This window comes from Rhizobium sp. HT1-10 (assembly GCF_049472505.1).
GTDB lineage: Bacteria > Pseudomonadota > Alphaproteobacteria > Rhizobiales > Rhizobiaceae > Rhizobium.
This window is the reverse complement of the sequence record NZ_JBCEBQ010000018.1, coordinates 1-22030: the sequence shown is the minus strand read 5'-3', so window position 1 is coordinate 22030 and position 22030 is coordinate 1. Positions and strand designations below refer to the sequence as shown.

Annotated in this window: 17 protein-coding genes and 5 pseudogenes; 16 read left to right on the top strand and 6 right to left on the bottom strand. The window is 57.8% G+C overall.

Annotation, left to right across the window (positions count from 1 at the left end):
- Window positions 1-407 precede the first annotated feature (407 nt).
- Window positions 408-1154: a glucose 1-dehydrogenase gene (locus VH564_RS24925; RefSeq protein WP_423342532.1), complete on the bottom strand. Its 747-nt coding sequence runs from the start codon at window positions 1152-1154 to the stop codon at window positions 408-410.
- A gap of 107 nt (window positions 1155-1261) precedes the next feature.
- Here VH564_RS24925 and VH564_RS24920 point away from each other — a divergent pair, with 107 nt between their 5' ends.
- The 4 genes and pseudogenes from VH564_RS24920 (at window position 1262) to VH564_RS24905 (ending at window position 4085) form a co-directional block, all read left to right on the top strand.
- Entirely contained in the window at window positions 1262-1591 is a 330-nt protein-coding gene (locus VH564_RS24920; protein WP_423342531.1) for an ArsR/SmtB family transcription factor, read from the top strand.
- Window positions 1592-1716: 125 nt separating this feature from the next.
- A pseudogene (locus VH564_RS24915) lies at window positions 1717-2272 on the top strand (SfnB family sulfur acquisition oxidoreductase); the annotation flags it as partial.
- Window positions 2271-2583: pseudogene (locus tag VH564_RS24910) on the top strand (IS21 family transposase); the annotation flags it as partial. The pseudogenes VH564_RS24915 and VH564_RS24910, both read left to right, overlap by 2 nt.
- 98 nt (window positions 2584-2681) lie before the next feature.
- The gene (locus tag VH564_RS24905) at window positions 2682-4085 is read left to right on the top strand and encodes an HD-GYP domain-containing protein (protein WP_423342530.1); all 1404 of its coding nucleotides are present in this window, start codon (window positions 2682-2684) and stop codon (window positions 4083-4085) included.
- Window positions 4086-4328: 243 nt separating this feature from the next.
- Here VH564_RS24905 and VH564_RS24900 read toward each other — a convergent pair whose 3' ends face one another.
- Both VH564_RS24900 and VH564_RS24895 read right to left on the bottom strand, forming a co-directional pair.
- Window positions 4329-5594, bottom strand: a complete 1266-nt coding sequence (locus tag VH564_RS24900) for an ATP-binding protein (protein ID WP_423342529.1) — start codon at window positions 5592-5594, stop codon at window positions 4329-4331.
- Window positions 5594-6277, bottom strand: coding sequence for a response regulator (locus VH564_RS24895; RefSeq protein WP_423342528.1), 684 nt, complete (start codon window positions 6275-6277; stop codon window positions 5594-5596). Before VH564_RS24895 ends, VH564_RS24900 begins: the two co-directional genes overlap by 1 nt.
- Window positions 6278-6576: 299 nt before the next feature.
- Between VH564_RS24895 and VH564_RS24890 the strand changes: the two genes are divergently transcribed.
- The 4 genes and pseudogenes from VH564_RS24890 to VH564_RS24875 all read left to right on the top strand — a co-directional run.
- Window positions 6577-8031 carry an efflux transporter outer membrane subunit gene (locus VH564_RS24890; protein ID WP_423342527.1) on the top strand — a complete coding sequence of 485 codons (1455 nt, stop codon included), beginning with the start codon at window positions 6577-6579 and terminating at the stop codon, window positions 8029-8031.
- Entirely contained in the window at window positions 8028-9167 is a 1140-nt protein-coding gene (locus tag VH564_RS24885) for an efflux RND transporter periplasmic adaptor subunit (protein WP_423342526.1), read from the top strand. The genes VH564_RS24890 and VH564_RS24885 overlap by 4 nt, the downstream gene beginning before the upstream one ends.
- On the top strand, window positions 9164-12256 hold the full coding sequence (locus VH564_RS24880) for an efflux RND transporter permease subunit (RefSeq protein WP_423342525.1): 3093 nt from the start codon (window positions 9164-9166) through the stop codon (window positions 12254-12256). Before VH564_RS24885 ends, VH564_RS24880 begins: the two co-directional genes overlap by 4 nt.
- A gap of 111 nt (window positions 12257-12367) precedes the next feature.
- Window positions 12368-12457 (top strand): annotated as a pseudogene (locus VH564_RS24875) (IS6 family transposase); the annotation flags it as partial.
- Between the two features lie 82 nt (window positions 12458-12539).
- Here the strand turns inward: VH564_RS24875 and VH564_RS24870 are convergent.
- A pseudogene (locus VH564_RS24870) lies at window positions 12540-12761 on the bottom strand (Fic family protein); the annotation flags it as partial.
- Between the two features lie 142 nt (window positions 12762-12903).
- Between VH564_RS24870 and VH564_RS24865 the strand changes: the two are divergent.
- From VH564_RS24865 to VH564_RS24850, 4 genes are all read left to right on the top strand, one after another.
- The gene (locus VH564_RS24865; protein WP_423342524.1) at window positions 12904-13545 is read left to right on the top strand and encodes a LysR substrate-binding domain-containing protein; all 642 of its coding nucleotides are present in this window, start codon (window positions 12904-12906) and stop codon (window positions 13543-13545) included.
- A 57-nt stretch (window positions 13546-13602) separates the two neighbouring features.
- Window positions 13603-14493 carry a LysR family transcriptional regulator gene (locus VH564_RS24860; RefSeq protein ID WP_423342523.1) on the top strand — a complete coding sequence of 297 codons (891 nt, stop codon included), beginning with the start codon at window positions 13603-13605 and terminating at the stop codon, window positions 14491-14493.
- Window positions 14494-14656: 163 nt separating this feature from the next.
- Complete coding sequence (locus tag VH564_RS24855; RefSeq protein ID WP_423342522.1) at window positions 14657-15451, top strand: SDR family NAD(P)-dependent oxidoreductase; 795 nt, start codon at window positions 14657-14659, stop codon at window positions 15449-15451.
- Between the two features lie 35 nt (window positions 15452-15486).
- A complete protein-coding gene (locus VH564_RS24850) occupies window positions 15487-16260 on the top strand; it encodes an SDR family oxidoreductase (protein WP_423342521.1) in 774 nt (257 codons plus the stop codon).
- 600 nt (window positions 16261-16860) lie between these two features.
- Here VH564_RS24850 and VH564_RS24845 read toward each other — a convergent pair.
- Entirely contained in the window at window positions 16861-17535 is a 675-nt protein-coding gene (locus tag VH564_RS24845) for an FAD-dependent oxidoreductase (protein ID WP_423342520.1), read from the bottom strand.
- 476 nt (window positions 17536-18011) lie between these two features.
- On the opposite strand from VH564_RS24845, the gene istA reads away from it, so the two are divergent.
- The 4 genes and pseudogenes from istA to VH564_RS24825 all read left to right on the top strand — a co-directional run bounded on the left by istA (window position 18012) and on the right by VH564_RS24825 (window position 21524).
- The gene (istA, locus tag VH564_RS24840) at window positions 18012-19508 is read left to right on the top strand and encodes an IS21 family transposase (protein ID WP_423342519.1); all 1497 of its coding nucleotides are present in this window, start codon (window positions 18012-18014) and stop codon (window positions 19506-19508) included.
- Entirely contained in the window at window positions 19505-20263 is a 759-nt protein-coding gene (istB, locus tag VH564_RS24835; protein ID WP_423342518.1) for an IS21-like element helper ATPase IstB, read from the top strand. The genes istA and istB overlap by 4 nt, the downstream gene beginning before the upstream one ends.
- A 127-nt stretch (window positions 20264-20390) precedes the next feature.
- Window positions 20391-20570, top strand: a pseudogene (locus VH564_RS24830) (hypothetical protein); the annotation flags it as partial.
- Window positions 20571-21044: 474 nt separating this feature from the next.
- Window positions 21045-21524 carry a hypothetical protein gene (locus VH564_RS24825; protein WP_423342517.1) on the top strand — a complete coding sequence of 160 codons (480 nt, stop codon included), beginning with the start codon at window positions 21045-21047 and terminating at the stop codon, window positions 21522-21524.
- Window positions 21525-21727: 203 nt separating this feature from the next.
- Here the strand turns inward: VH564_RS24825 and VH564_RS24820 are convergent.
- On the bottom strand, window positions 21728-22030 hold a 303-nt coding region (locus VH564_RS24820; RefSeq protein WP_423342516.1), incomplete at its 5' end, for a transposase.

The window sequence follows — 22030 nt, the reverse complement described above, 5'->3', positions numbered from 1 at the left end:
CTAACCCTAAGTGCCCGAGCCGGAGACAAAATCTGCGTTTTTTAACATCGCAGGTCCTGTCGGCCTCGGAGGCGGTGGTGCGCCTGCCGCTGCCGAGAACTTGGAGGAGTTCTAAGCAGCAAAAGGCCGGCCGCCATATGCGGCAAGAATTTGCCAGGCAAAGCGTTGAGTTTGCATGTCTCGATCGTTTCCCTGGATGTGGTTTTCAAAACGGCTAACCCCGCAAATCGGCTTGTCTGCTTTTTGGCAGCCATTTGTTGGGCAACATCGACTGCGATGTGAGTTTTCAGCGCTATCGCGTGTCTTGCCAAGTGGCACTTCAAATTGAAGTCAGACCTGCGCCGTTCAGGGCGGCCGCGAATACGGTGGCCCTGAACGGCGCCTTAACTAACTACTGGTTCGGCCGATTAGCGGAAGCCTCCGCTGGCGGTCAGGTGCTCGCCGGTCAGCCAACCGGATTCGTCGGACGCGAGAAAGACCGCAACGGTCGCGATATCGTTCGGCTGGCCAATGCGACCGAGGGGAGTCTTGCTAACTGCGTCCCGCTCGAAATCCGAACCAACGAACCCAGCGGTATGGGTCCCTTCGGTCTCCACGATGCCGGGCAGGATAGCATTCACCCTAATCTTGCGGCCTCCCAATTCGTTGGCGAGGACGCTGGTGATGGCATCGACCGCGCCCTTTGTCCCCGTGTAGACCGAGGAGGCAGGAGGAGCTAGGCTCGTTACTGCAGACGAGATGTTGATCACGCTGCCGCCATTTGCAAAGTGCCTAACAGCCTCTTTCGTCGTTAGCAAAACGCCAAGAACGTTGACATCGAACATATGGCGATAGCTCTCTTCGGTGACATCTTCGATCGCGCCGAACGCGTAAACGCCGGAATTGTTGACCAACACATCAAGCTTTCCGAATTCCTTAATTGCGGCGTCGATCAATCCCTTTGCCTGCTCTGCCTTTGACACGTCACCTTGCACCGCGATGGCCTCGCCACCTGCCGAAGTGATCGCTTTCACAACGGCGTCTGCGCCGGCTTGGCTTGACGAGTAATTGACCACGACCTGAGCGCCTTCAGCGGCAAAAGCCTTGGCAATCGCGGCGCCGATGCCTTTGGAGGCGCCTGTCACAACGGCCACTTTTCCTGCGAGTCTAGACATTATGGTTTCTCCTACGAAGCGGGTGCCGCCAGAACTGGTTCGTTGTCCCGTAGTTCAGGATTTCGGAACTGTTGATCTATATTTCAAGTGCCCCTATATAAATTTACATGAGACCACTCTTCCATCCCGCGATTACAGACGTGAAGCCTGAGGCGATTTTGTATGCTCTCTCAGATCCAGAGAGAGCGGCAATCTTCGCGCAAATCGCAGGCGCTGGCTTCTGTGGAACATGCGCTGCGGTCTCAAACCTAGGCGGGCGAGTGATCCCTAAATCGTCCCTGTCGCAGCATTTCAAGGTTTTGAGGGAAGCTGGCCTCATACGGTGCGAACGTCATGGCGTGGAAATGAGCAATCACTCGCGTTGCTCCGAAGTGGAAGATCGCTTCCCGGGGCTAGTCTTTGCAATCTTGACCGCCTATGAGAGGACTGCAAGGTAAACGGGCAGTTCTATTAGGGCTGACAATGATAGGCTTGGCCACTTCTGCCGCAATCAGTATTTACCCTTTTACAGGCCAGCCCCTAATTAGATCCTCCCGCACAGAGGAAGAGTTCGCCATATGATCTGCTCCCCCATCTTGTCCCGATCTTTGCCCTCGATGACGAGGGCCCGGCATGGTAGCCATTGCCTTGCGTGATGCGCCCGAGCTGACGGTCATCGAAGACTGGTTATCCTTCGGCCAGCGGGCCACACTCTCCCGCACGGTGCTGCTCGACAGGGTCAAGGTTCCAAAATCGCATCTCGTTCCCGCATACAAGGGCTACGAAGTGCCGACCGCAGATGGCGCGATCTTCCGGATCATCCAGGTGACGTTCGATCCGGGCATCGGCCAGGCCGCAAGCAATGAAACGGTCAGCTTCGTGCGCACAAAGACCCGTGCCTGGGTGGATAGCGTCGTCGACAATGCATTGGACGATCGCTACACGATCCAGGCCATCGGCAGCCTGACGTTGCGCCTGCATGCGGCACAGGCTCTCGTCTTAAAGGCCGACTCGGTGATAGATCGGGCAGTCGCAGATCCCACCGCGGAAACTTTCGCTGAAGCGAGATCGCCATCGAGCCTACCAACAAGCTGTTCGAGCTCGCTGGTACGCGACCCACGCTCGCTGAACACGGGTTATTCTGGAAAGAAGTTGCCAATCGTTGACCGCAAGACCGGAGAGATCCGCGAGGTGGAGATCTTCGTCGCGTGCTCGGTGCGTCGAGTTTCACCTTTGCCGAGGCAACGTGGACGCAGACCCTCCCGGACTGGATTGGTTCACACGTGCGCATGTTGCTTTCTTCAGCGGTGTACCGCGCCTGATAGTTCCCAACAATCTGAAGTCTGGCGTCAACAAGCCGAGCTCCTACGATCCTGAGATCAATCGCAGCTTCGGCAGAATAGCAGCTCACTATGGTGTCGGAGTTTTGCCAGTCCGGCCGAAGCGCCCAATGCATATGCGAGATAGCAGCTATTTGGCATTTGAATTGTCCGCTCAATCGGTCGTCAACGAGCTTTTAGTAGACTGACGGCTTCGAAGGGGTTCAACATGAGTGACGTTCACATCCGACTTGCTGAAATCATTCAAGCGCTCAGCCAAGCCCTGGATTTGACGGAGGGCCAGCCACCCGGTCACTGTATACGGTGCTGCTACATCGGTACCGCCATCGGTCGCGAGATTGGCTTGCCTGAGAGCGAACTGCAGGATCTATATTACACACTCCTACTAAAGGATCTTGGCTGCAGCAGCAACGCGGCGCGTATCTGCGAACTCTATCTCGCCGATGATCTGAGCTTCAAACGCGACTTCAAACTTGTCGACGGTAGCCTGAGTCAAATTTTGCGCTTCGTGATCGGTCATACCGGTATGAAAGTCGCTTTGGCTGAGCGGTTCCGCAGTATCCTGAACATCCTGCAGAATGGTGGCGAGATTTCCACAGAACTTATTCAAACTCGTTGTCAGCGCGGCGCAGATATCGCACGACAAATGCGCTTTTCGGAGAAGGTCGCAGAAGGGATCCTCGGGCTTGATGAGCATTGGGATGGCGGCGGCAAGCCAGACGGAAAAGCTGGCGAAGGAATCCCGTTGTTCTCGCGCATCGCCCTTATCGCGCAAGTTATCGACGTCTTCCAGATGAGTAACGGCCCACAAAGTGCCCTTAACGAGATCAACAAGAGGGAAGGCAGCTGGTTTGACCCCGAAGTGGTCGATGTGTTCTCACGGGTCGCAGCTCGATCTGGGTTTTGGGAAGTGCTCAACTCAAGTAGCCTAGAAGCAAAGGTTTTGGCATCTGAGCCTGGCCAGCACGTTATCATGGCGGATGAAGATTATCTCGACGACATTGCCGCAGCCTTCGCCAAGGTTATTGATGCTAAAAGCCCATATACCTCGGGTCATAGCGACAGGGTGGCCTTTTTTACCGATATCATAGCGGAAGAGCTTGGGATTGATTTTGAAAGACGTCGTCTCCTGAGGCGGGCGGCCCTGCTGCACGATATTGGGAAACTTGGTGTGAGCAATAGTGTACTCGACAAGCCCGGTAAGCTTGATGATGCCGAGTGGTTGCAGATGAGGAGACACGCAGAATTTTCCGAACAGATACTCTCAAATATCGGCGCATTTTCAGGAGCGGCAAAGATCGGTGGCGCTCATCACGAGCGACTTGACGGTACGGGCTATCCGCGCGGATTGACCGAAAGAGATATCCCCATGGATGTCCGCATCGTCTCCACTGCCGACGTCTTTGATGCCTTGACGGCAGACCGTCCTTATCGCGATGCTATGCCGATTTCGCAGGCGTTATCAATCCTCAGAGAAGGTGCAGGGAAATCTCATGACCCGCTATGCATTGAAGCGCTTGCGCGGGCGTTGGGAAGGGCACCCCTCCAGCAAGCGACTTGGCGACGTTCTCTCGTGGGGCGGAAGTCACTAAGTTTCTCGGGCATATCGTAATGGCCTTACCGAGACGAAGGTGACTGTCGTTGCGTGTTGAATCCGCTATGTTCCATAAATTGGCGTTACGGTGCAATTCATTGATACCGTGGAAAAACGGTTTGATGCGTGAATGGTCGAAGGTTCCGATCCTTGAAAGAGCACCCTTCTGCGCGTCATGTTTAGTTTTCAGCGCTCGTTTGTAAGCCCAAAATGGATGGTCATACCACCCCTTTCCGATCATGGTTTCTCGATGGAGGCTGCTCAGGCGGGAAGTGTCATACGCATGAGCAGACCGCCATTGGCAGGAAGCTCCACTTCCACGTGGCCGCTGTGGCTGGCGAAGGCATGTTTGGTTATCGCCAGTCCGAGACCGAAGCCGGAGGTGCCTTCGGCAATATCGTTTCCCCTACGGAACGGCTGAAATATAGCGGCGAGACTGTCTTTCGCTATGCCGGGCCCTTGATCGAGGACGGTGATGACGAAGGTTTGTCCGGCCCTCTCCGCGAAAACGGCAACCCGAGTATTTGACGGCGAGTATTTGACGGCGTTGCGCACGACATTTTCGATGGCCCTATAGATGAGCTCGCCGTTGACTGATGTTACAAAGGATTTCGCGCCTTCGTAGACGACGCGGACGTTGCGGGACGCGCCTTCAAATGCGCAGTCATCGACAATCTCCTGAAGCAAATCGACCAAATCGACGGTCTGTCGCTCTAGTGGATGGTTGTCGCCCGCCGTCAGTCTAGCGAGCGTCAACACCTCACCGACTAGGTCATCCATGCGGGCGATCTCTCGCTCGAGGCGATCAGCCATTGCCTGCAACCGACCGGGGTTTTGTTTCATGAGGCCGATTGCCGCCTGAAGTCGAGAAAGAGGCGATCGAAGCTCGTGAGATACATCGTGAAAAAGGCGTTGTTGGATATCCTGGAATTCCTGTAAACGGGCGGCAGTGACGTCAAAGTCGTGAGCAAGCGCCTCAACCTCATCTCTTTTTCGATTGTTATCGCCGCCAATCCTGATGTCGAATTGTCCCTGTGCGAGTGCACGCAAGCCTCTGCGCAATTGGTCCACCGGCCGCGTCAGATATTGGGCCAGCCAAAAGGCAGTAACCGCGGCAGCAAGCATCGCCGACGTCCAAGGGACCAGCTTTGGCAAATTACGGGCGAGAAAATCTATTTCTGTTGCGGCTGCGGTCAGTTGATAGCACCTGCCGGTATTGACGATCCGTCGTTCAAACTGATCCGTCGTCTCTGCTTTACACGCCAGGGGATGGCCGATCACCGTCAGTTTCAGATGGACGGGCGATGGTGTGGTCGAGACTGCAGTCAGATATTGCTGTGTGACGCCAACACCGTTTGTCGCCAAAAGGGCAGCTGCCGTATCGATCGCCAGATTTGTCTTTTGATCGCTAAGTTCCTGTGGTATGGGCAATACGCCGAAGATGAAGCTGATGACGAACAGCAGCGCCAGCGACGTCGCCATCGTCAGCCAGACAATCGCGAAAATTCTCCAGAATAGTCTTCGCATCACACCGCCTGCATCAGTTGATATCCCTGTCCACGGATCGCACGGATCCAAGAGGTGCCGTCAGCACGAATTCCGAGCTTTTGGCGGACACTGCTGATGTGCACGTCGATGCGGCGGTCGAACGGCGTCAGCGGTCGACCGAATGCGCGCCGGGAAATTTCTTGTTTTGGCACGAGCTGTCCGGCATTACGCGCCAGCACTTCGAGAATATTATATTCGGCGCCTGTCAGCTCCAGCGGCTTTCCCTGCCATTGCGCTGCGCGACCAGCCGAATTCAGGACCAGGTCGCCGACACGAAGAATATCCTGTTCATCCAGCCTGCCTCCGGCTCGCCGGAGGATGGCCCGAATGCGCGCGACAAGCTCACCCGGAGAGCAGGGCTTGGCGACATAATCATCGGCGCCGAGGTTGAGGCCGGAAATACGGTCGATGTCATCTCCCTTCGCCGTCAGCATCAGGACCGGAACGTCGCCCAGGCGGCGGATGCGTTGCAAGGCATCGATGCCGTTCATTCTCGGCATCATCACGTCGAGAACGATGATGTCAACCGATTGATCGGCAGCACCGGCGATGCCGACCCGCGCGTCCGTCGACGTGTCGACCTCAAATCCCTCTTCCACGAGATATTCGCTGAGAAGCGTCGTCAGCTCGATGTCGTCGTCGATGAGAAGAACTTTCGGCATCTCGGTTTCCATGTTGTCAGGCGTGAACGATATACCGAAGACGGCGAACCGGGAGAAGTTTTACACAACTTTACACTTCCTTAACGGCGCTTAACACCGCAGTCGCTATCAGAAGCTCCGTCGGCAATTGCCTCGGAGCAAGTTTGATCAAGATGACCAAAGCCCAAGCCCCATTTCTGTGGCCGAGCGTCCGGGAAAATGCGCGTCCGAGGGACGACGGCGAACTGCCGGGAAACCGCCCTTTCGATTTTGCCCTGAATCATCGTGTCGGCGCAGGCCTGGACAGAGCGCCCCGTCGTTTGTGCGCCCTGTTTCTGATCGCCACTGGGCTCAGTGGCTGCGTCGTCGGTCCAGACTACCAGAAGCCGAGCTTCCTTATGGCCGGGAGCTGGAGCGGGAAGGCGGCTGCCCATGCCGACAAGCCGCCCCAGTTGGCTGAGTGGTGGAAGCAACTGAAGGACCCAATTCTGGACGGTCTCATAGCGCAGGCAGTCGCCGCGAACCTGGATGTTGCCACGGCAAAGGCCAAGGTGCGCGAGGCGCGTGCAAGCTATCGTGAGCAGGTCGGCACGTTGCTTCCAACGGTCGAATCCACGGCGTCGGCGACACGCAATCGCGCCGCCGCTGCCGACGGTGCACCGGCGACGATCTACAACAATTACCAGCCGGGCTTTGACGCAAGCTGGGAACTCGATTTGTTCGGAGGCAACAAGCGCGCGGCGGAAGCGGCGAAGTATGGGGTCGATGCGGCCGACGAGGAATTGCGCGATACGCTCGTGACCCTGATCGGCGACGTTGCCACCTATTACATTCAGGCACGTGAATATCAGCAGCTGACCGAACTGGCTCGCGATTCCTCCAAATCCCAGAGCCAGACCGCATCGCTCACACGGACGGAATATGGGGCGGGCGGTTCATCGATGGTCGATGTCTCCAAGGCCGAGGCGCAGGCTGCCTCCACGCATGCCGATATCCCGACCTATGAAATATCCTATGCCAAGTCCGTCAACAGGTTGGGTGTGCTGCTCGGCAAGTCCCCGCTGCTGCTCGATGGCCTTCTCGGCAAGAAATCGAGACTGCCAACGCCTCCTTCAAAGCTTTCGGTCGGAATACCCGCTGACATCTTGAACACACGGCCCGACGTCCGCCAGGCTGAACGGCAACTGGCCCAGGCGACGGCAAAGATCGGCGAGGCCGAGGCCAACCGGTATCCTTCGGTGAGCCTGACCGGATCCATCAATTCGTCTGCCTCGAGCGTTTCGGAGCTCGGTAAGAAATCCACGATCGGCTGGTCGTTCGGGCCGTCTCTGACCGTCCCGATCTTCAAGGGTGGCCAGTTGAAGGCAGCGGTCGATGTCGCCAAGGCGCAGCGTGACCAATATGTGTTCGCTTACCAGTCGGCCGTCCTGTCCGCCCTCGAGGACGTTCAAAACGCCATCGTTTCCCTCAATCGATCGCGTGCCCGTTCTGTGGATCTCGGCAAGGCCGTCGAAGGCTATCGCACGGCCGCCAATCTCTCAAAGAAGCTCAAGACATCCGGTGAGGGCGATCTGTTCGATGTGCTGGACGCCGAGCGCTCGCTGTACTCCGCTCAACAGAACCTCATCGAGACCAGGACCGATATCGCCACTCACTATGTGTCGCTGAACAAAGCCCTTGGGGGCGGCTGGACCGGCCCGATCGATATTTCACAGCCTGCCGCGCGCGACCTCGTCGAAGCGCCGCACCTACCAGTAAAGTCAATCGCCCAATGACAATTTCGCGCCAAATCGTACCGACTGAAAACGCCAATTCCCGACATCGTCCCCATCGTCTCGTTCCTCGGGCGCTGGTGGCTGCCATCGTCACCTGTTGGGTAGGGGTGGCACAGGTCTCGGCGGAAGAGCCGGCAAAGACCGAGGGAGCTGCTGCATTGACGGTGGTCGCGGTCAAGCCAGAAACCAAGGACTGGCCCGAAACCGTGCTGGCGAGCGGATGGCTCAAGCCGTGGCATGAAGCCGTCATCGAATCCGAAACGAGTGGGCTGCGAGTGACCGATGTCCTGGCGGATGTCGGCAGCATTGTGAAAAAGGGCGACATTCTCGTTCGGCTCAATCAGGAGACCGTCATTGCGGATCTGCATAAGGAGGAAGCCGCTGTCGTATCCAAGCAGGCAGCCCTGACGAAGGCCAAGGCAGACGCGGACCGGGCCCGCCAAATGAGCGGTTCGGGAGCGCTTTCCGATCAGAAACAAGTTGAATATATCACGACCGAGCAAGGTGCGCAGGCGGACCTCGATTCCGAGCAGGCCACGCTTGAGAGCCAGCGCATCAAACTTGCGCAAACCACGATTACCGCCGTCGACGACGGCATCATCACGTCGCGATCCGCGTCCCTGGGCGCAGTGGTTTCCACCGGAACGGAGTTGTTTCGACTAACGCGTCAACAACGCATCGAGTGGCAGGCTGAGATTCCAACCCGCTATCTGCTGAAGATCAAAGAGGGGCAAAACTCTGAAATCAGAGGACCCGACGGCGTAACTTTCAAGGGTACCGTCAGGCTGATCGCGCCGACCGTCAGTACCGATACCGGCCGCTCGATCGTATATGTGGCCCTGCCCAAGGAGCCGCAGCCTCACTCTGGCCTGTATGTGTCGGGCACGATCGATATCGGCAACAAGGACGCTTTGACTGTGCCGGAGTCGAGCTTGGTCTTCAAAGACGGCATCAACTACGTTTTCACCATCGATCAGGCTCACAAGGTCCACCGGACACGCGTCGATGTCGGGCGTCGCAGGGACAGCCGGGTCGAAATATCGTCTGGCTTGAAGGGTGATGAGGCGATCGTTCAGTCAGGCGGTGCTTTCCTGTCTGAGGGCGCGCTCGTGAAAGTTGACGGGGCGGCACAATGAATATTTCTGCATGGTCAATCCGCAACCCTGTCCCGCCAGTCCTGCTTTTCGCCTTGCTGACCGTCTGTGGGCTGCTGGCGTTCTCCAAGCTGCAGGTCCAGAACTTTCCGGACATGGATCTTCCCACCATCAAGATCGCCGCATCGCTGGAAGGCGCAGCGCCGACCCAGCTTGAGACGGAGGTAGCGCGCAAGATCGAAGACAAGCTCGCGACCCTCAGTCTTCTCGATCACATAACGACGACGATCACCGACGGGTCCGTCTCCATCAGCGTGTCGTTCGAGCTGGAGAAAAACAGCGAAAGCGCACTGAACGAAGTGCGCAACGCGGTCGACAGCGCCAAGAGCGATCTTCCATCGGAAATGGATTCGCCAACGGTTTCGAAGGTTACGGTGCAATCATCCGTCCTCGTCGCCTATGCCGTGCGCTCGAAGCAACTGAACGAGACCGAGCTCTCCTGGTTCGTCGACAACGACATGACGAAGGCGCTGCTGTCAGTCGGCGGGGTAGGGGAGGTCGATCGGCTGGGCGGGGTGGATCGTGAGGTTCATATCGATCTCGATGCGAACACCATGACATCGCTCGGGGTAACCGCATCGGATGTGTCTGCCCGCGTCAAATCGGTCCAATCGGACAAGTCCGGCGGTCGAGGCGACATCGGCTCGTCGCGTCAGACCATTCGCACGCTCGGTGCCGTTCCGTCCGTCGAGGATATAGCGACGTTGCCGATCCCGCTCTCGACCGGCCAGAGCGTCCGGCTCGACGAGCTCGGAAAAGTGACGGACAGCTTCGCGGAGCGCTCGTCCCTTGCCTATCTCAATGGCGACCCGGTGATTGCCGTTCAGATCAAGCGATCGAATGGCTTTTCGGACACGACGGTTGCCGAAGATGTGCAAAAGGAGATGAAGGCGTTCGCCTCGCAACATCCCGAAGTGGAGATTGTCGATGCGTATACGACCGTCAATCCCGTCATCGAAAACTATGACGGCTCGATGGAGATGCTTTACGAAGGCGCTATTCTTGCCGTCATCGTCGTGTGGCTGTTCCTGCGGGATTTCCGCGCAACATGCCTGTCCGCAATCGCCCTACCGCTTTCGATCATCCCCACCTTCCTGGTGATGCATTTCTTTGACTACAGCCTCAATACGATTACGCTCCTCGCATTGTCGCTGGTGGTCGGCATTCTGGTCGATGACGCGATCGTCGAGGTGGAAAACATCTCCCGTCACCTACGGGCGGGCAAGACGCCGATGAACGCGGCGATCGAAGCTGCCGACGAAATCGGTTTGGCGGTCATCGCGACCACATTCACCCTTGTTGCGGTTTTTCTGCCAACGGCATTCATGAGCGGCATTCCCGGTCTAATTTTCCGGCAATTCGGGATTGTCGCCTCCGTCGCAGTGCTATCTTCCCTTCTGGTGGCGCGCTTCCTGACGCCGATGATGGCCGCTTACCTGTTAAAGCCGGGTCACGCTGAAGCGCCAGACGGCCGGATCATGCGGACCTATATCGCGCTGGTCAAAACCTGCTTCACCCATCGCAAGATGACGCTGCTTGTGACCAGCATCTTCCTTGTCCTGTCCTTGTCGACCATCCCGTTCCTGCAAACCGGCTTCTTTCCCGCCTCGGATAATGCCCAGACGCAGGTGACCCTGACACTTCAGCCCGGTAGCACACTGGACCAGACGGATGCCGTGTCGAAACGCGCCAGCGACATCGTCTCCAAACTCACCGACGTCACGCAGGTCTTCAGCGTTGTCGGCAGTTCCTCAAGCAGCGGGATAGATTCCACGACAACGGCTGACGTGACGAAGGCGACCCTCGTCGTGAACCTGACCGACATCAAGAAGCGCAGCAGAAAGCAGGCCGCGATCGAGAGCGACATCCGTAACGCGCTCTCCTCGATCGCCGGCGTGCGCGTCGAGGTCGGGACCGGAGGCAACGGCACCAAGCTCGAGTTGACGCTCGCCAGTGATGATCCCAACAGCCTCGAGCAGGCGGGGAGCGCGCTCGAGGAACAACTCCGGACGCTCAAAGGCATCGGGGCGGTCACATCGAGTGCGTCGCTGCAAGCCCCCGAAATCCAGATAAGGCCCGATTTCGCAAAGGCTGCGGCGCTCGGGATCACATCCGAAACGATCGCCGGGGCGGTCCGGGTGTCCACCAATGGCGACTACTCCAGCGCGCTGGCCAAACTCAATCTGCCGCAGCGACAGATTCCAATCCGGGTGCGTTTCAATGCCAATTCCCGCGAGGATATCGATGCGATATCGCAGCTGCAGGTCGCCGGTGCGAACGGCAATGTCGCGCTCGGAAGCATCGCAGCGATTTCGATCGGCGGAAGTCCATCCGAGCTCGATCGCATCGATCGAGCCCGAAACATCACGCTGTCCATCGAGTTGAACGGGCGCATTCTGGGGGACATGAACAAGGAGGCTCAGGCGCTTTCCTCACTTCGCCAGCTTCCGCAGGGTGTTCACCAGGTTGAGCAGGGGGAGCTGCAGCGCAGTTCCGAGCTTTTTACCAGCTTCGGGACCTCCATGGGGATCGGCATCTTTTGCATCTATGCGGTCCTTGTTCTGCTCTTTCATGATTTCTTCCAGCCCGTCACCATCCTGATGGCGCTTCCGCTCGCACTCGGCGGAGCACTGGCACCGCTCCTCATCACGGGGACGAGCTTCTCCATGCCGGCCATTATCGGGCTGATCCTGTTGATGGGCGTGGTATCCAAGAACTCCATTCTTCTCGTCGAGTACGCGATCATGTCCCGCCGAAACGGCATGGCTCGCTTCGAGGCTCTGGTCGACGCCTGCCATAAGCGAGCCCGGCCAATCATCATGACAACCATTGCGATGGGAGCAGGCATGATGCCGGCCGCCTTGAGCCTGAGCGGCGGCGATTCGAGCTTTCGCCAGCCGATGGCGATCGTGGTCCTCGGAGGCCTGATTACATCGACCTTCCTCAGCTTGCTCATCATCCCGACCATCTACACATTCGTGGACGACTTCGTCTGCCTGCTGAAGCGACTGTTCGCGAGCAAGGCGGCGCAGCCGGTAGAGGGACTGCAGCGCACGACGGCCACAAAATGATCTGGATCATAGCACTCACGAGGGTTGTCGCAAACTTTCCGTGGTTTGCCGGCAGGTTGATCTTGCTATAGATCTGGGTTGAAGATGAGCAGGCATGTTGAGTTTCAAATCATGGTCGATTTCAAAGGCAGCCATTACCCCAAAGACGTAGTTCTATACGCGGTGTTTTTCTACGTCCGATATGCCGTGTCCTATCGTAATAGCTCTCCTTGCTTTGCTCGATGATGCTTTCGAGCGAGCTGTAGGGGACGTAAGCGTAGCCGGCCCGCAGGAGCAACAAAGTGGTCAGAATACGCGATAGGCGGCCATTGCCATCCTGGAATGGATGGATTTCGAGGAAAACGACAACGAAGATCGCTACGACCAAAAGTGGATGGAGCCGCTTTTCTCGCCCTTGCTCATCCAGCCAGGCGATCAGCTCTTCCATTCGACGCGGCGTATCGAACGGTGATGCCGTTTCGAAAACGATGCCGAGGCTCTCGCCCTGCTCGTTAAACGCTTCCACGTTGAACCACCCGCCATCAGAACGTCACGGCGGACGGACAGCTGTTTTACGAGCACTGCCAGCGGGCGATGGCCGAACTTCGCGCCGTCGAGGCCGCGCTGGATTGGGATCGAGCGCGCCGCGGGGCAAGCTTCGGGTGTCCATGCCTGTTCTCTTCGGTCGAATGTGTGTAGCTCCCATCCTCACCGGGCTTGCCAGAGAAAACCCCGACCTTGAGCTCGAACTCAGTTTCAACGATCGTAAGGTCGATCTCCTGGAGGACGGCTTCGACCTAGCGATACGAAACGGTTCGCAGGGCAATGCCACAGGCACGCGCATCCGTCGGGTCGGCCATGAGGAGATGATGCTCTACGCCGCGCCTGCCTACCTCGAAAGGCACGGTGTTCCGGAAACCATCTCAGATCTCGACGCCCATGACACGGTGACGTATTCCCGCGCGGGTCGGGTACAGTCCTGGATGCTTGAGGAGGAAGGTATCCCCTCTGAATTCAATCCTGTCTCCCGTCTCCGGTTTGATGACATCGACGCCATAGCCGACGCCGCGGCAGATGGTTTCGGACTGGCGTGGCTGCCGTTCTGGCTCGTGAGCAAACGTGTCGAGACCGGAGAGCTCGTGCCTGTGATGCGGCATATGCCTCCGCATGTGTCCGAGGTCTGGGCTTTGTGGCCGGATGGCGCCCACCTCCCAACCCGGGTACGGGCGGCCATAGATGCACTCGTAACGGAGCTGCCGAAGCAAGCATCGTCTTCGAATGGCGCTGGGAGGGATTGTGCATGTGTGTAAATGTATGTGCAGAAATGGTTGGAAATCTACCAGCCTTCCATACCGTAAAGGAATAAGATGGACCGGCTTTCCGAGCTCGAGGCGTTCCTCGCGGTGGTCGAGACGGGCGGCTTTACGGCAGCCGCTCGCAGAACCGGCACGTCACAGCCGGCAGTCAGCAAAGCGATCGGTGCGCTCGAAAACCGTCTGGGCGTCGCACTCTTCAATCGCAGCACCCGAAACGTCACCTTGACGGATCAGGGACAAAGATATTTCGACAGGATGAAGCCCTTGCTCGAGGAGATCGATGACGCCAATCGTGAGGTCATAGGCAGCGCGGTCGACATGTCGGGGTCGATACGCATTGCTGTCCCCACCACCCTCGGTCGACTTCATATCCTGCCAATCATTCCAGATCTGCTGTTCCGATTTCCCAAGCTCGAAGTGGATCTGGTCCTATCGGATCTCATGCGGGACATGGTCGAGGATCGGGTCGATCTGGTGATAAGAGTAGGAGCTGTCGAAGAGCCCGATGCCGTCGTCAGACGGGTGGCAAAAACCCCTCTCGTATGCGTCGGATCACGCCCATATTTCGAAAAGCATGGTACGCCCACAACGCCTGCTCAACTTGCAGACCACAACTGCCTCGTCTACGGCGGTTTCAAGGAGTCGGCGAATTGGCCATTCTTTGGCCCGGAAGGACACTTCAGCGTCGCAGTGCGCGGCAATCTTACTTCCAACAGCATCGAGACGATCCGTGCGGGTGTGCTTGCGGGCGTCGGGATCGGCATGTTCACCAAGGCATCCCTCGTCGAAGAGCTCTCGCATCCTGACGTGGTGACGATTCTGCGCGATTATGTCCAGGGCACAAGGGACATCAGCTTCGTCTGGCCGAAGCGTCGGCTGGTTTCTGCGCGGGTTCGACACGTGACCGACTTCCTCGCAGCGTCGCTTGAAGGGCGGATCTAGCGTCATTTTCAACGCCTCGGACCTCCGGCAACAAGCGTCGGGTGGGGAAGCTCGCCTCTATTTATTCCATCAGAGCATCAATTACATTCCATTCGTCCATATTATCGTGATTCTCGACATGCGCTACAAACGGTGATCGTCACAACTCATCGAGAACACGATCATGAACATTTCACTTGAAGGCCGCAAAGCAGTCGTCACCGGATCCACCGCCGGCATTGGTCGGGCGATCGCAGAGGGGTTAGCGCGGGCCAGGGCGTCAGTCGTTATCAACGGCCGCACCGAGAGCCGGGTCTCCGCAGCGGTGGCTGACGTCAAGGCGCTCTTCCCAGACATCGAGATCACCGGTGTCGCTGCGGATCTGGCCTCAAAGGAAGGCAGCGCGGCTCTTGCAGCCCAGGCGCCCGATGCCGACATTCTTATCAACAACGCAGGCACAGCCAATCCCAAACCCTTCTCAGATCTTACAGATGAAGACTGGTTGCGCATGTTTCAGCTCAACGTCATGAGTGGCGTTCGTGCATCGCGCCATTACCTGCCGAGGATGACCGCGCGCGGCTGGGGGCGCGTTGTGTTCATCAGCAGCGAATCCGCACTCGCAATCCCAAAGGATATGATCGACTACGGCATGACCAAGACAGCGCAGTTAGCGATCTCGCGAGGTTTGGCCGAGACGGTTGCGGGGTCGGGCGTAACGGTCAACTCGGTCCTTCCTGGTCCGACGAACTCTGAAATCATGTCGAACTGGATGGCGGGGACCGCTCGGGAACAGGGCATCACCCAGGAAGAGGCAGAACAGCAATTCCTGAAGACAATGCGCCCGACGACGCTCATCAATCGGTTCACCAGTACGGAAGAGGTGGCCAACATGGTCGTCTATCTTTGCTCGGACCAAGCGTCTGGCACGACAGGGTCAGCAATGCGCGTTGACGGCGGGGTACTTAGGCAGATCGCATAGCTCATTGAGACGAGAACCATTCAAGGAAGTTTATCATGACAACAGCACAGAACGAGCTGAAGCGTTCGCACTCACCGTCCTATGATCTCACCGGAAAACGTGTGGTCGTCGTCGGCGGCAAAACAGGGATAGGGCTCGGCATCGCTCAAGCCGCCCACGCGGCGGGAGCGAGCGTAACGGTCGCCAGCCGGCGTTCGGCCTCGGTTGCGGACCATCCAGAGCTGGCGCCCTTTCAGCAGATCGAACTGGACATTAGCGATGAAGAAGCCGTTCGGTCCACCTTCCAAGCCATGGATAGTCTCGATCATTTGCTCGTCGCCGCAGGTCCGACCGATGGCAGTTGGGGTGCTTTCATGGACGAAGACATGGCGGGTGTGCGTAGCTACGGCACAAGTAAGTTTCTCGGTTCCTGGGCGTGCGCACGCTACGCAGCACCAAAACTTTCCTCCAATGGGTCGATTACCTTTATGACCGGAGGGATCGCGGCTCGTTCGAAGATCGGCATGACGAGCGTCACATCGACTTTTGCCGCAGTAGAGGCACTGGCGCGCTCGCTGGCGCTCGAACTTGGCCCTATCAGGGTAAACGCCATTCGGCCCGGGTTCATCGACACCGACCTTTGGAACTTCCTTTCACCGACAGGCGCCGCGGACGTTCGCGAAAAGGTGCGCGCCAATTTCCCAGCGCGCCGGATCGGTCAACCGGCCGACGTGGGGCACGCTGCGGTGTTCCTGATGACCAACCCTTACGTTACAGGCACTGTTCTTGAGGTCTCTGGCGGCGAGCAGCTCGTCGATTGGCAGTTCTGAGCGGTTGCCGTTTTCACATTCCAAAACCGAGACGGTTATCAGGGCGCATCATGCGCTTGCCCCGTCGTCACCAATCGGGACTACAGACTTGCCTGGAAGCCAATTGGCAGCTTTAAGGGCGCCTGATCAGCACGATAGCCTGGGACAAGGGGGCTGTGAGGCGATCGGAATCGTGAACTGGCCGATGGTGGCCATGGCAACGATCTTTGCAGGGTGGATGTGGTCAGCACGCCCCTGACGAAGCTATGGGCAGTGTGCAGTGTGGAAGGTTACGCACCTTATCGCGCCGAGCAGGCGATGAACTTCAATCCATAAAGGGTCGATGTAGACTATCTGAAGGACGCCGCGCCCGAGCCGGTCAAGCCGCTTCTGGACAGGCTTTGACTGACCGCCATCAAGGCGCCCACTGGGGCGTGGCAGTGCGTGGGCCGAAGCGCAGGCTTGAGGAAGAAGACATGCGACTGATCGCGAAAGCGATGGGGGTTCTCGGGGAATTTGAGAGTGTACAGGACTATGCATCGCGCCAGGGCGACACAATCCCGTTCGTGCAGTTCACTACTCTAAACCAAACCGGCTCAGCTGCAGTCATCCAGGTGCCGATCAACCCTCCTTTCCACGTGCGCCCGTGAAAAGCCGTATCAGCCCGAACGGTGCCCGTTCACCGAGGCACAGCTCCAGGGTTTCGCGGGCTTCCTTGGCCGCGGCTGCGCTTCGCGGGAACATTTCTGCTTCATAGGCAGCGAGTGCGGCCTTTATATTGTCAGGCTGCGCTACGATCGCCTTGCCAAGCTCGGCTCCATCGAACATCGCCCAATTCGCGCCTTCGCCGTCCGGGGGCGCCAGATGCGCGGCGGCGCCGATCAGCGTGACACCGGTGACACGAGCCCATCGATGTCCGCCGGGCAATGCGTAAAGCACGCGGGGCACCAGCGGCGCGTCGCCGTGGGTGATCAAAGCCGTAAGCTCAGGCGTCCACCCCTCGAACTCAGCCGCAATGCGGGCTGCCGCGCTTTCCCTGTCGCTGAAATCGATGCTTGCTACCCACTCCGGCGAGCGGCTCATCTCGACATAGGTGTGAATGATATCGCCCGCTTCACGATGCGCGACGATGCCCCTGCCGGGAGTAAGCGCATACATCGCACCGGGTCCAACCAAGTTCGCCAATTTCGCGTGCTGCTTTTCAACATCCTGAAGATAGGTCTTCACATATACCGTGCCGACATAATTTGCTTCTAAGTCTGAAAGCATGGGCCGAACCCCTGGACCATGCTCCATCCGCACCTACCAACAGTCCGCTTTCGACACGCGTACCATCGGCAAATGTCAGCGCGTGGCATCCATTCTCAAGACCTTCAACGTGTAAGAGCTTCTTGCCCCATCGCAACGTGCCTTCGGGCACGGTCCTCGCCTTGGATAAGGTCTATGGCTCAAGCCGGCAGACCAATCCAAGCAACCATCTTGAACGGAATCGGCTTCATAGTGAATGGCACCATCATCCTCCTGGAAGGCCATATACGGAGCCGTCTCTCCTCCATGAGCTTCTTCAGGCAATCGTCTCCAACGATAATCTGAGCTACGGCAGCATCATCTCCGTGTACACAGAAGACGACGGCATGGACGAATTGGTGAGAGCGGCGGTGCAAAAGTCGGCCACGGTAGCGGCGTGATAATCACGTCGTAGGGGCGGAGTAAAATCCGGCCACCTATCTTCCTTCTGCATTGAACGCAGGAGGGACAAGGGGATCTACACCGTGGAATTGTATCTCAAAGTTCGCCTGGCTGTTTCGGAAGGGATGAGCCGGCGTCAGGCTGCAAAGCACTTCAACATATCCCGCGACAGCGTTTCCAAGATGGTGTCGTATTCGACACCGCCTGGGTATCAGCGTCAGTTGCCGATCCGGCGGCCGAAGCTGGATGCGTTTGTCTCGACCATCGAGCATTGGCTGGAGGAAGACCTGAAGGTGCCGCGCAAGCAGCGCCATACGGCCAAGCGGGTGTTCGACCGTTTACGTGACGAGCGCGGCTTCACCGGCGGCTACACGATCATCAAGGACTACATGCGCGAGCGGGATCAGCGTCGCCAGGAAGTGTTCGCGCCGCTGGCTCACCCGCCGGGCCATGGGCAGGCCGACTTCGGCGAGGCGATGGTGGTGATCGGCGGCGTGGAGCGGAAAGCCCACTTCTTTGTGCTGGATCTGCCGCATAGCGACGGCTGCTATGTCCGGGCTTATCCCGCGGCAGTATCGGAGGCCTGGGTCGATGGCCACATCCATGCGTTTGCGTTCTTCGGGGCCGTACCGCAGTCGATCGTCTACGACAACGATCGCTGCCTCGTGGCAAAGATCCTGCCTGATGGAACACGCAAGCGCGCGGCGCTGTTCAGCGGCTTCTTGTCCCATTACCTGATCCGGGATCGTTATGGTCGTCCGGGAAAGGGCAACGATAAAGGGAATGTCGAGGGTCTCGTCGGCTATAGCAGGCGCAACTTTATGGTCCCGATCCCACAGTTTCCAACATGGGAGGCGTTCAACGTCTGGCTGGAAGAGCAATGCCGCAAGCGCCAGGGCGACAGGCTACGCGGCGAGAGCGAGACGATCGGGGAGCGGCTACAACGGGATCTTGCTGCCATGCGCATGTTACCAGCGTCGCCTTTCGATGCGTGCGACCAGGCCGGCGTCAAGGTAACGGCCCAGTCGCTCGTTCGCTACAAGACCAACGATTATTCCGTGCCGGTCGCCTACGGCCATCAGGATGTCTGGGTCCGGGGTTATGTCGACGAAGTGGTGATTGGCTGCCGTGGCGAGATCATCGCCYGCCATCCCCGGAGCTGGGAACGGGAAGACGTCATCTTCGATCCTGTGCATTAYCTGCCGCTGATCGAGCARAAGATCAATTCGCTGGATCAGGCAGCGCCTCTCCAGGGGTGGGACTTGCCAGAGGAATTCGCCACGCTGCGCCGGCTGATGGAAGGCCGCATGGCAAAGCATGGCCGACGTGAGTACGTGCAGGTTCTCCGTCTTCTGGAGAGTTTCGACCTTGCGGACCTGCATGCGGCGGTGAAGCAGGCCCTGCAGCTCGGAGCTATCGGCYTCGACGCCGTCAAGCACCTGATCCTATGCCGGGTGGAGCGYCGGCCGCCTCGACTGGACCTGTCTATCTATCCCTACCTGCCGAAGGCGACGGTCGAGAMGACATCGGCGAAGGCGTAYATGCGCCTCCTGTCATCGGATGCGGGAGAAGCRGCATGAGTACCGAAGCACCAGAGATCCTGCTTGCCCACTATCTCAMGACGCTTAAGCTGCCGACCTTCCAACGCGAGTACCAGAAGCTGGCSCGGCTATGCGCCACAGAGGGTGTCGATCATGTCGGATACCTGTTCCGGCTYTCCGAAAGGGAGATGATCGAACGSGATCGCYGCAAGGTCGAGCGCCGCATCAAGGCGGCCAAATTCCCSGTCGTCAAAAGCTTGGACAGCTTCGACTTCGCCGCCATCCCCAAGCTCAACAAGATGCAGGTGCTGGAACTGGCCCGATGTGAGTGGATCGAGCGACGCGAGAACGTCATCGCTCTCGGGCCAAGTGGCACGGGCAAGACGCATGTCGCACTCGGTCTCGGCTTGGCCGCATGCCAGAARGGCATGTCCGTCGGCTTCACCACGGCCGCCGCCCTGGTCAGCGAGATGATGGAGGCACGTGACGAACGGCGTCTGCTCCGCTTCCAGAAGCAAATGGCTGCATACCAGCTTCTCATCATCGATGAGCTGGGCTTCGTGCCGCTGTCGAAGACCGGCGCGGAGTTGCTGTTCGAGCTAATCTCGCAACGATACGAACGTGGAGCCACCCTGATCACCAGCAATCTACCGTTTGACGAATGGACGGAAACCTTGGGTTCCGAGCGTTTGACGGGCGCACTGCTCGATCGCATCACCCACCACGTCAACATCCTCGAGATGAACGGCGACAGCTATCGTCTCGCCCAAAGCCGCGCCAGAAAGGCCGGCTAAACCCTCCTTKRAAMWYSACCACGCACGCATGAGACCCCCGCTCGGGCTACGCCCTCCCGGAGGTCTCATGCGTGCGCCACAAGTGGCCTGGTTTTACTCCGCCGCCTGGCCTTAATTTGCTCCGGCGTTGACAGAATTCATCGCCGACATTCGCACCTGGGAGGGCGGGGTCCGCCAGTTCCTTGCGGACGAGCAATGTCATCCGGAAAGGATCGAGCGCATTATTGCAGACGAGCCTAAATCATACACCACGCGGCCCTCACCGGATGGATACGTTTGTTCTGATCTTCGCTTTTGTCATTCCTGATGATACCGGCACCTGTGGGACGGCGCGGGCATCTTCAGGATGGCCCACGCCTCAGGGAGAGCGCACCAATTCCCAAATGCCGCGCTCGTGGAGTACTGGCTAATATATAGGGAGCGTATCACTTATCATCGGCGCACATTTTGGGCCCATTTTTGGGGGCATCAACATTTGAGCGGCATTGCCAGTCGACAAAAAAACCTGTCTGAGGCCTATGCAGTATAGATGCAACCATGACGCACGCGAAGTCGTCCTTCGTCAATTGAATAAACCAAGGTACCAAATACTAGGGCTGTCGCTTAAAGGATCAATAGAATGATGTTCCGTTCTCAGCCAGGGCCCTCAGCTTCTCTGCCACCAGCGACTACGCAAAGAAAGCACTTGACGGCTTTCTGCTTCGCCGAAATGCGTCTCCGAGCTAGCCGGCGACTTAGCGTTTAATTAACGGGCTCATATTCCCAAAAAAGGTTCAATGAAATGGTAACTCAATCCCGCGCCGGCGCATCGTGTTTTGCCTTTTCGGTGGCCTTATGTTCCCTACTTCTTGCTGGTGGGGCATCAGCTCAAACGACGCCGAGTGATAATACGCAAACGGTGCCGAACGATTTCGCACAAGAGGTCATGATAAAGAGCATGATATCAGCTCTCAGCGACGCAATAATCACGGATGACTATAGTGTATTTCGTGCGCAGTTGGCCAAGCCATTCCAAGACGCTTACAGTTCTGACCAGCTGAAAGCCACATTCAAGCCACTTGCGGTTCAGGACGCTTATATGGGCGTTGCCCTTGCGATGAAGCCGATCCCAACGGAAGCCGCGAAAATTGACTCTGATGGAGTTTTGGATTTGAACGGCTATTTCGATACAAACCCGAGTAAAATAAAGTACGATTTGAAATTTATCCCGGCAGACGGCGGGTGGAAGCCGATTGGCGTGAATATTAATCTCGGTCCCTGATCTTGGGCCAGCGATAGGACAAGGTAGATCCGTGCCGCCGGGTTCGATCCGATGGGCACGGCAAACAACTAGACGGCTACAAATGGACCCAACGGCCTGAAGGCCATAAGACAAGACGCCTTCGAAAGCGACAGTGTTGCGAGGCGTTCCATCACTTCTATGGTTCAAATCCTCTCATCAGGCGTAATACGCATCCTCACTGACTAGAACCTATTTGCCCATTCTCTGCGCCCAATTGACATTATGCGCCACGGCTGGCTTTCGAGCTTTCGCCAAGCATCGCAGCAGTGAGCGACAATGTCGTCGTATGATTTAAAGATACGGTTCGACAGCCAGTTCTCGCGCATGAAGAGCCAGAGGTTCTCAACCGGGTTAAGCTCGGGCGACTTCGGCGGCAATGGCAAAATCGAGATGTTGGCAGGCACGACAAGGTTGTTGGACATGTGCCATCCCGCCTGGTCCATGATGAGGACGGCATGCGCGTCATCGGCCACATGACGGGATAT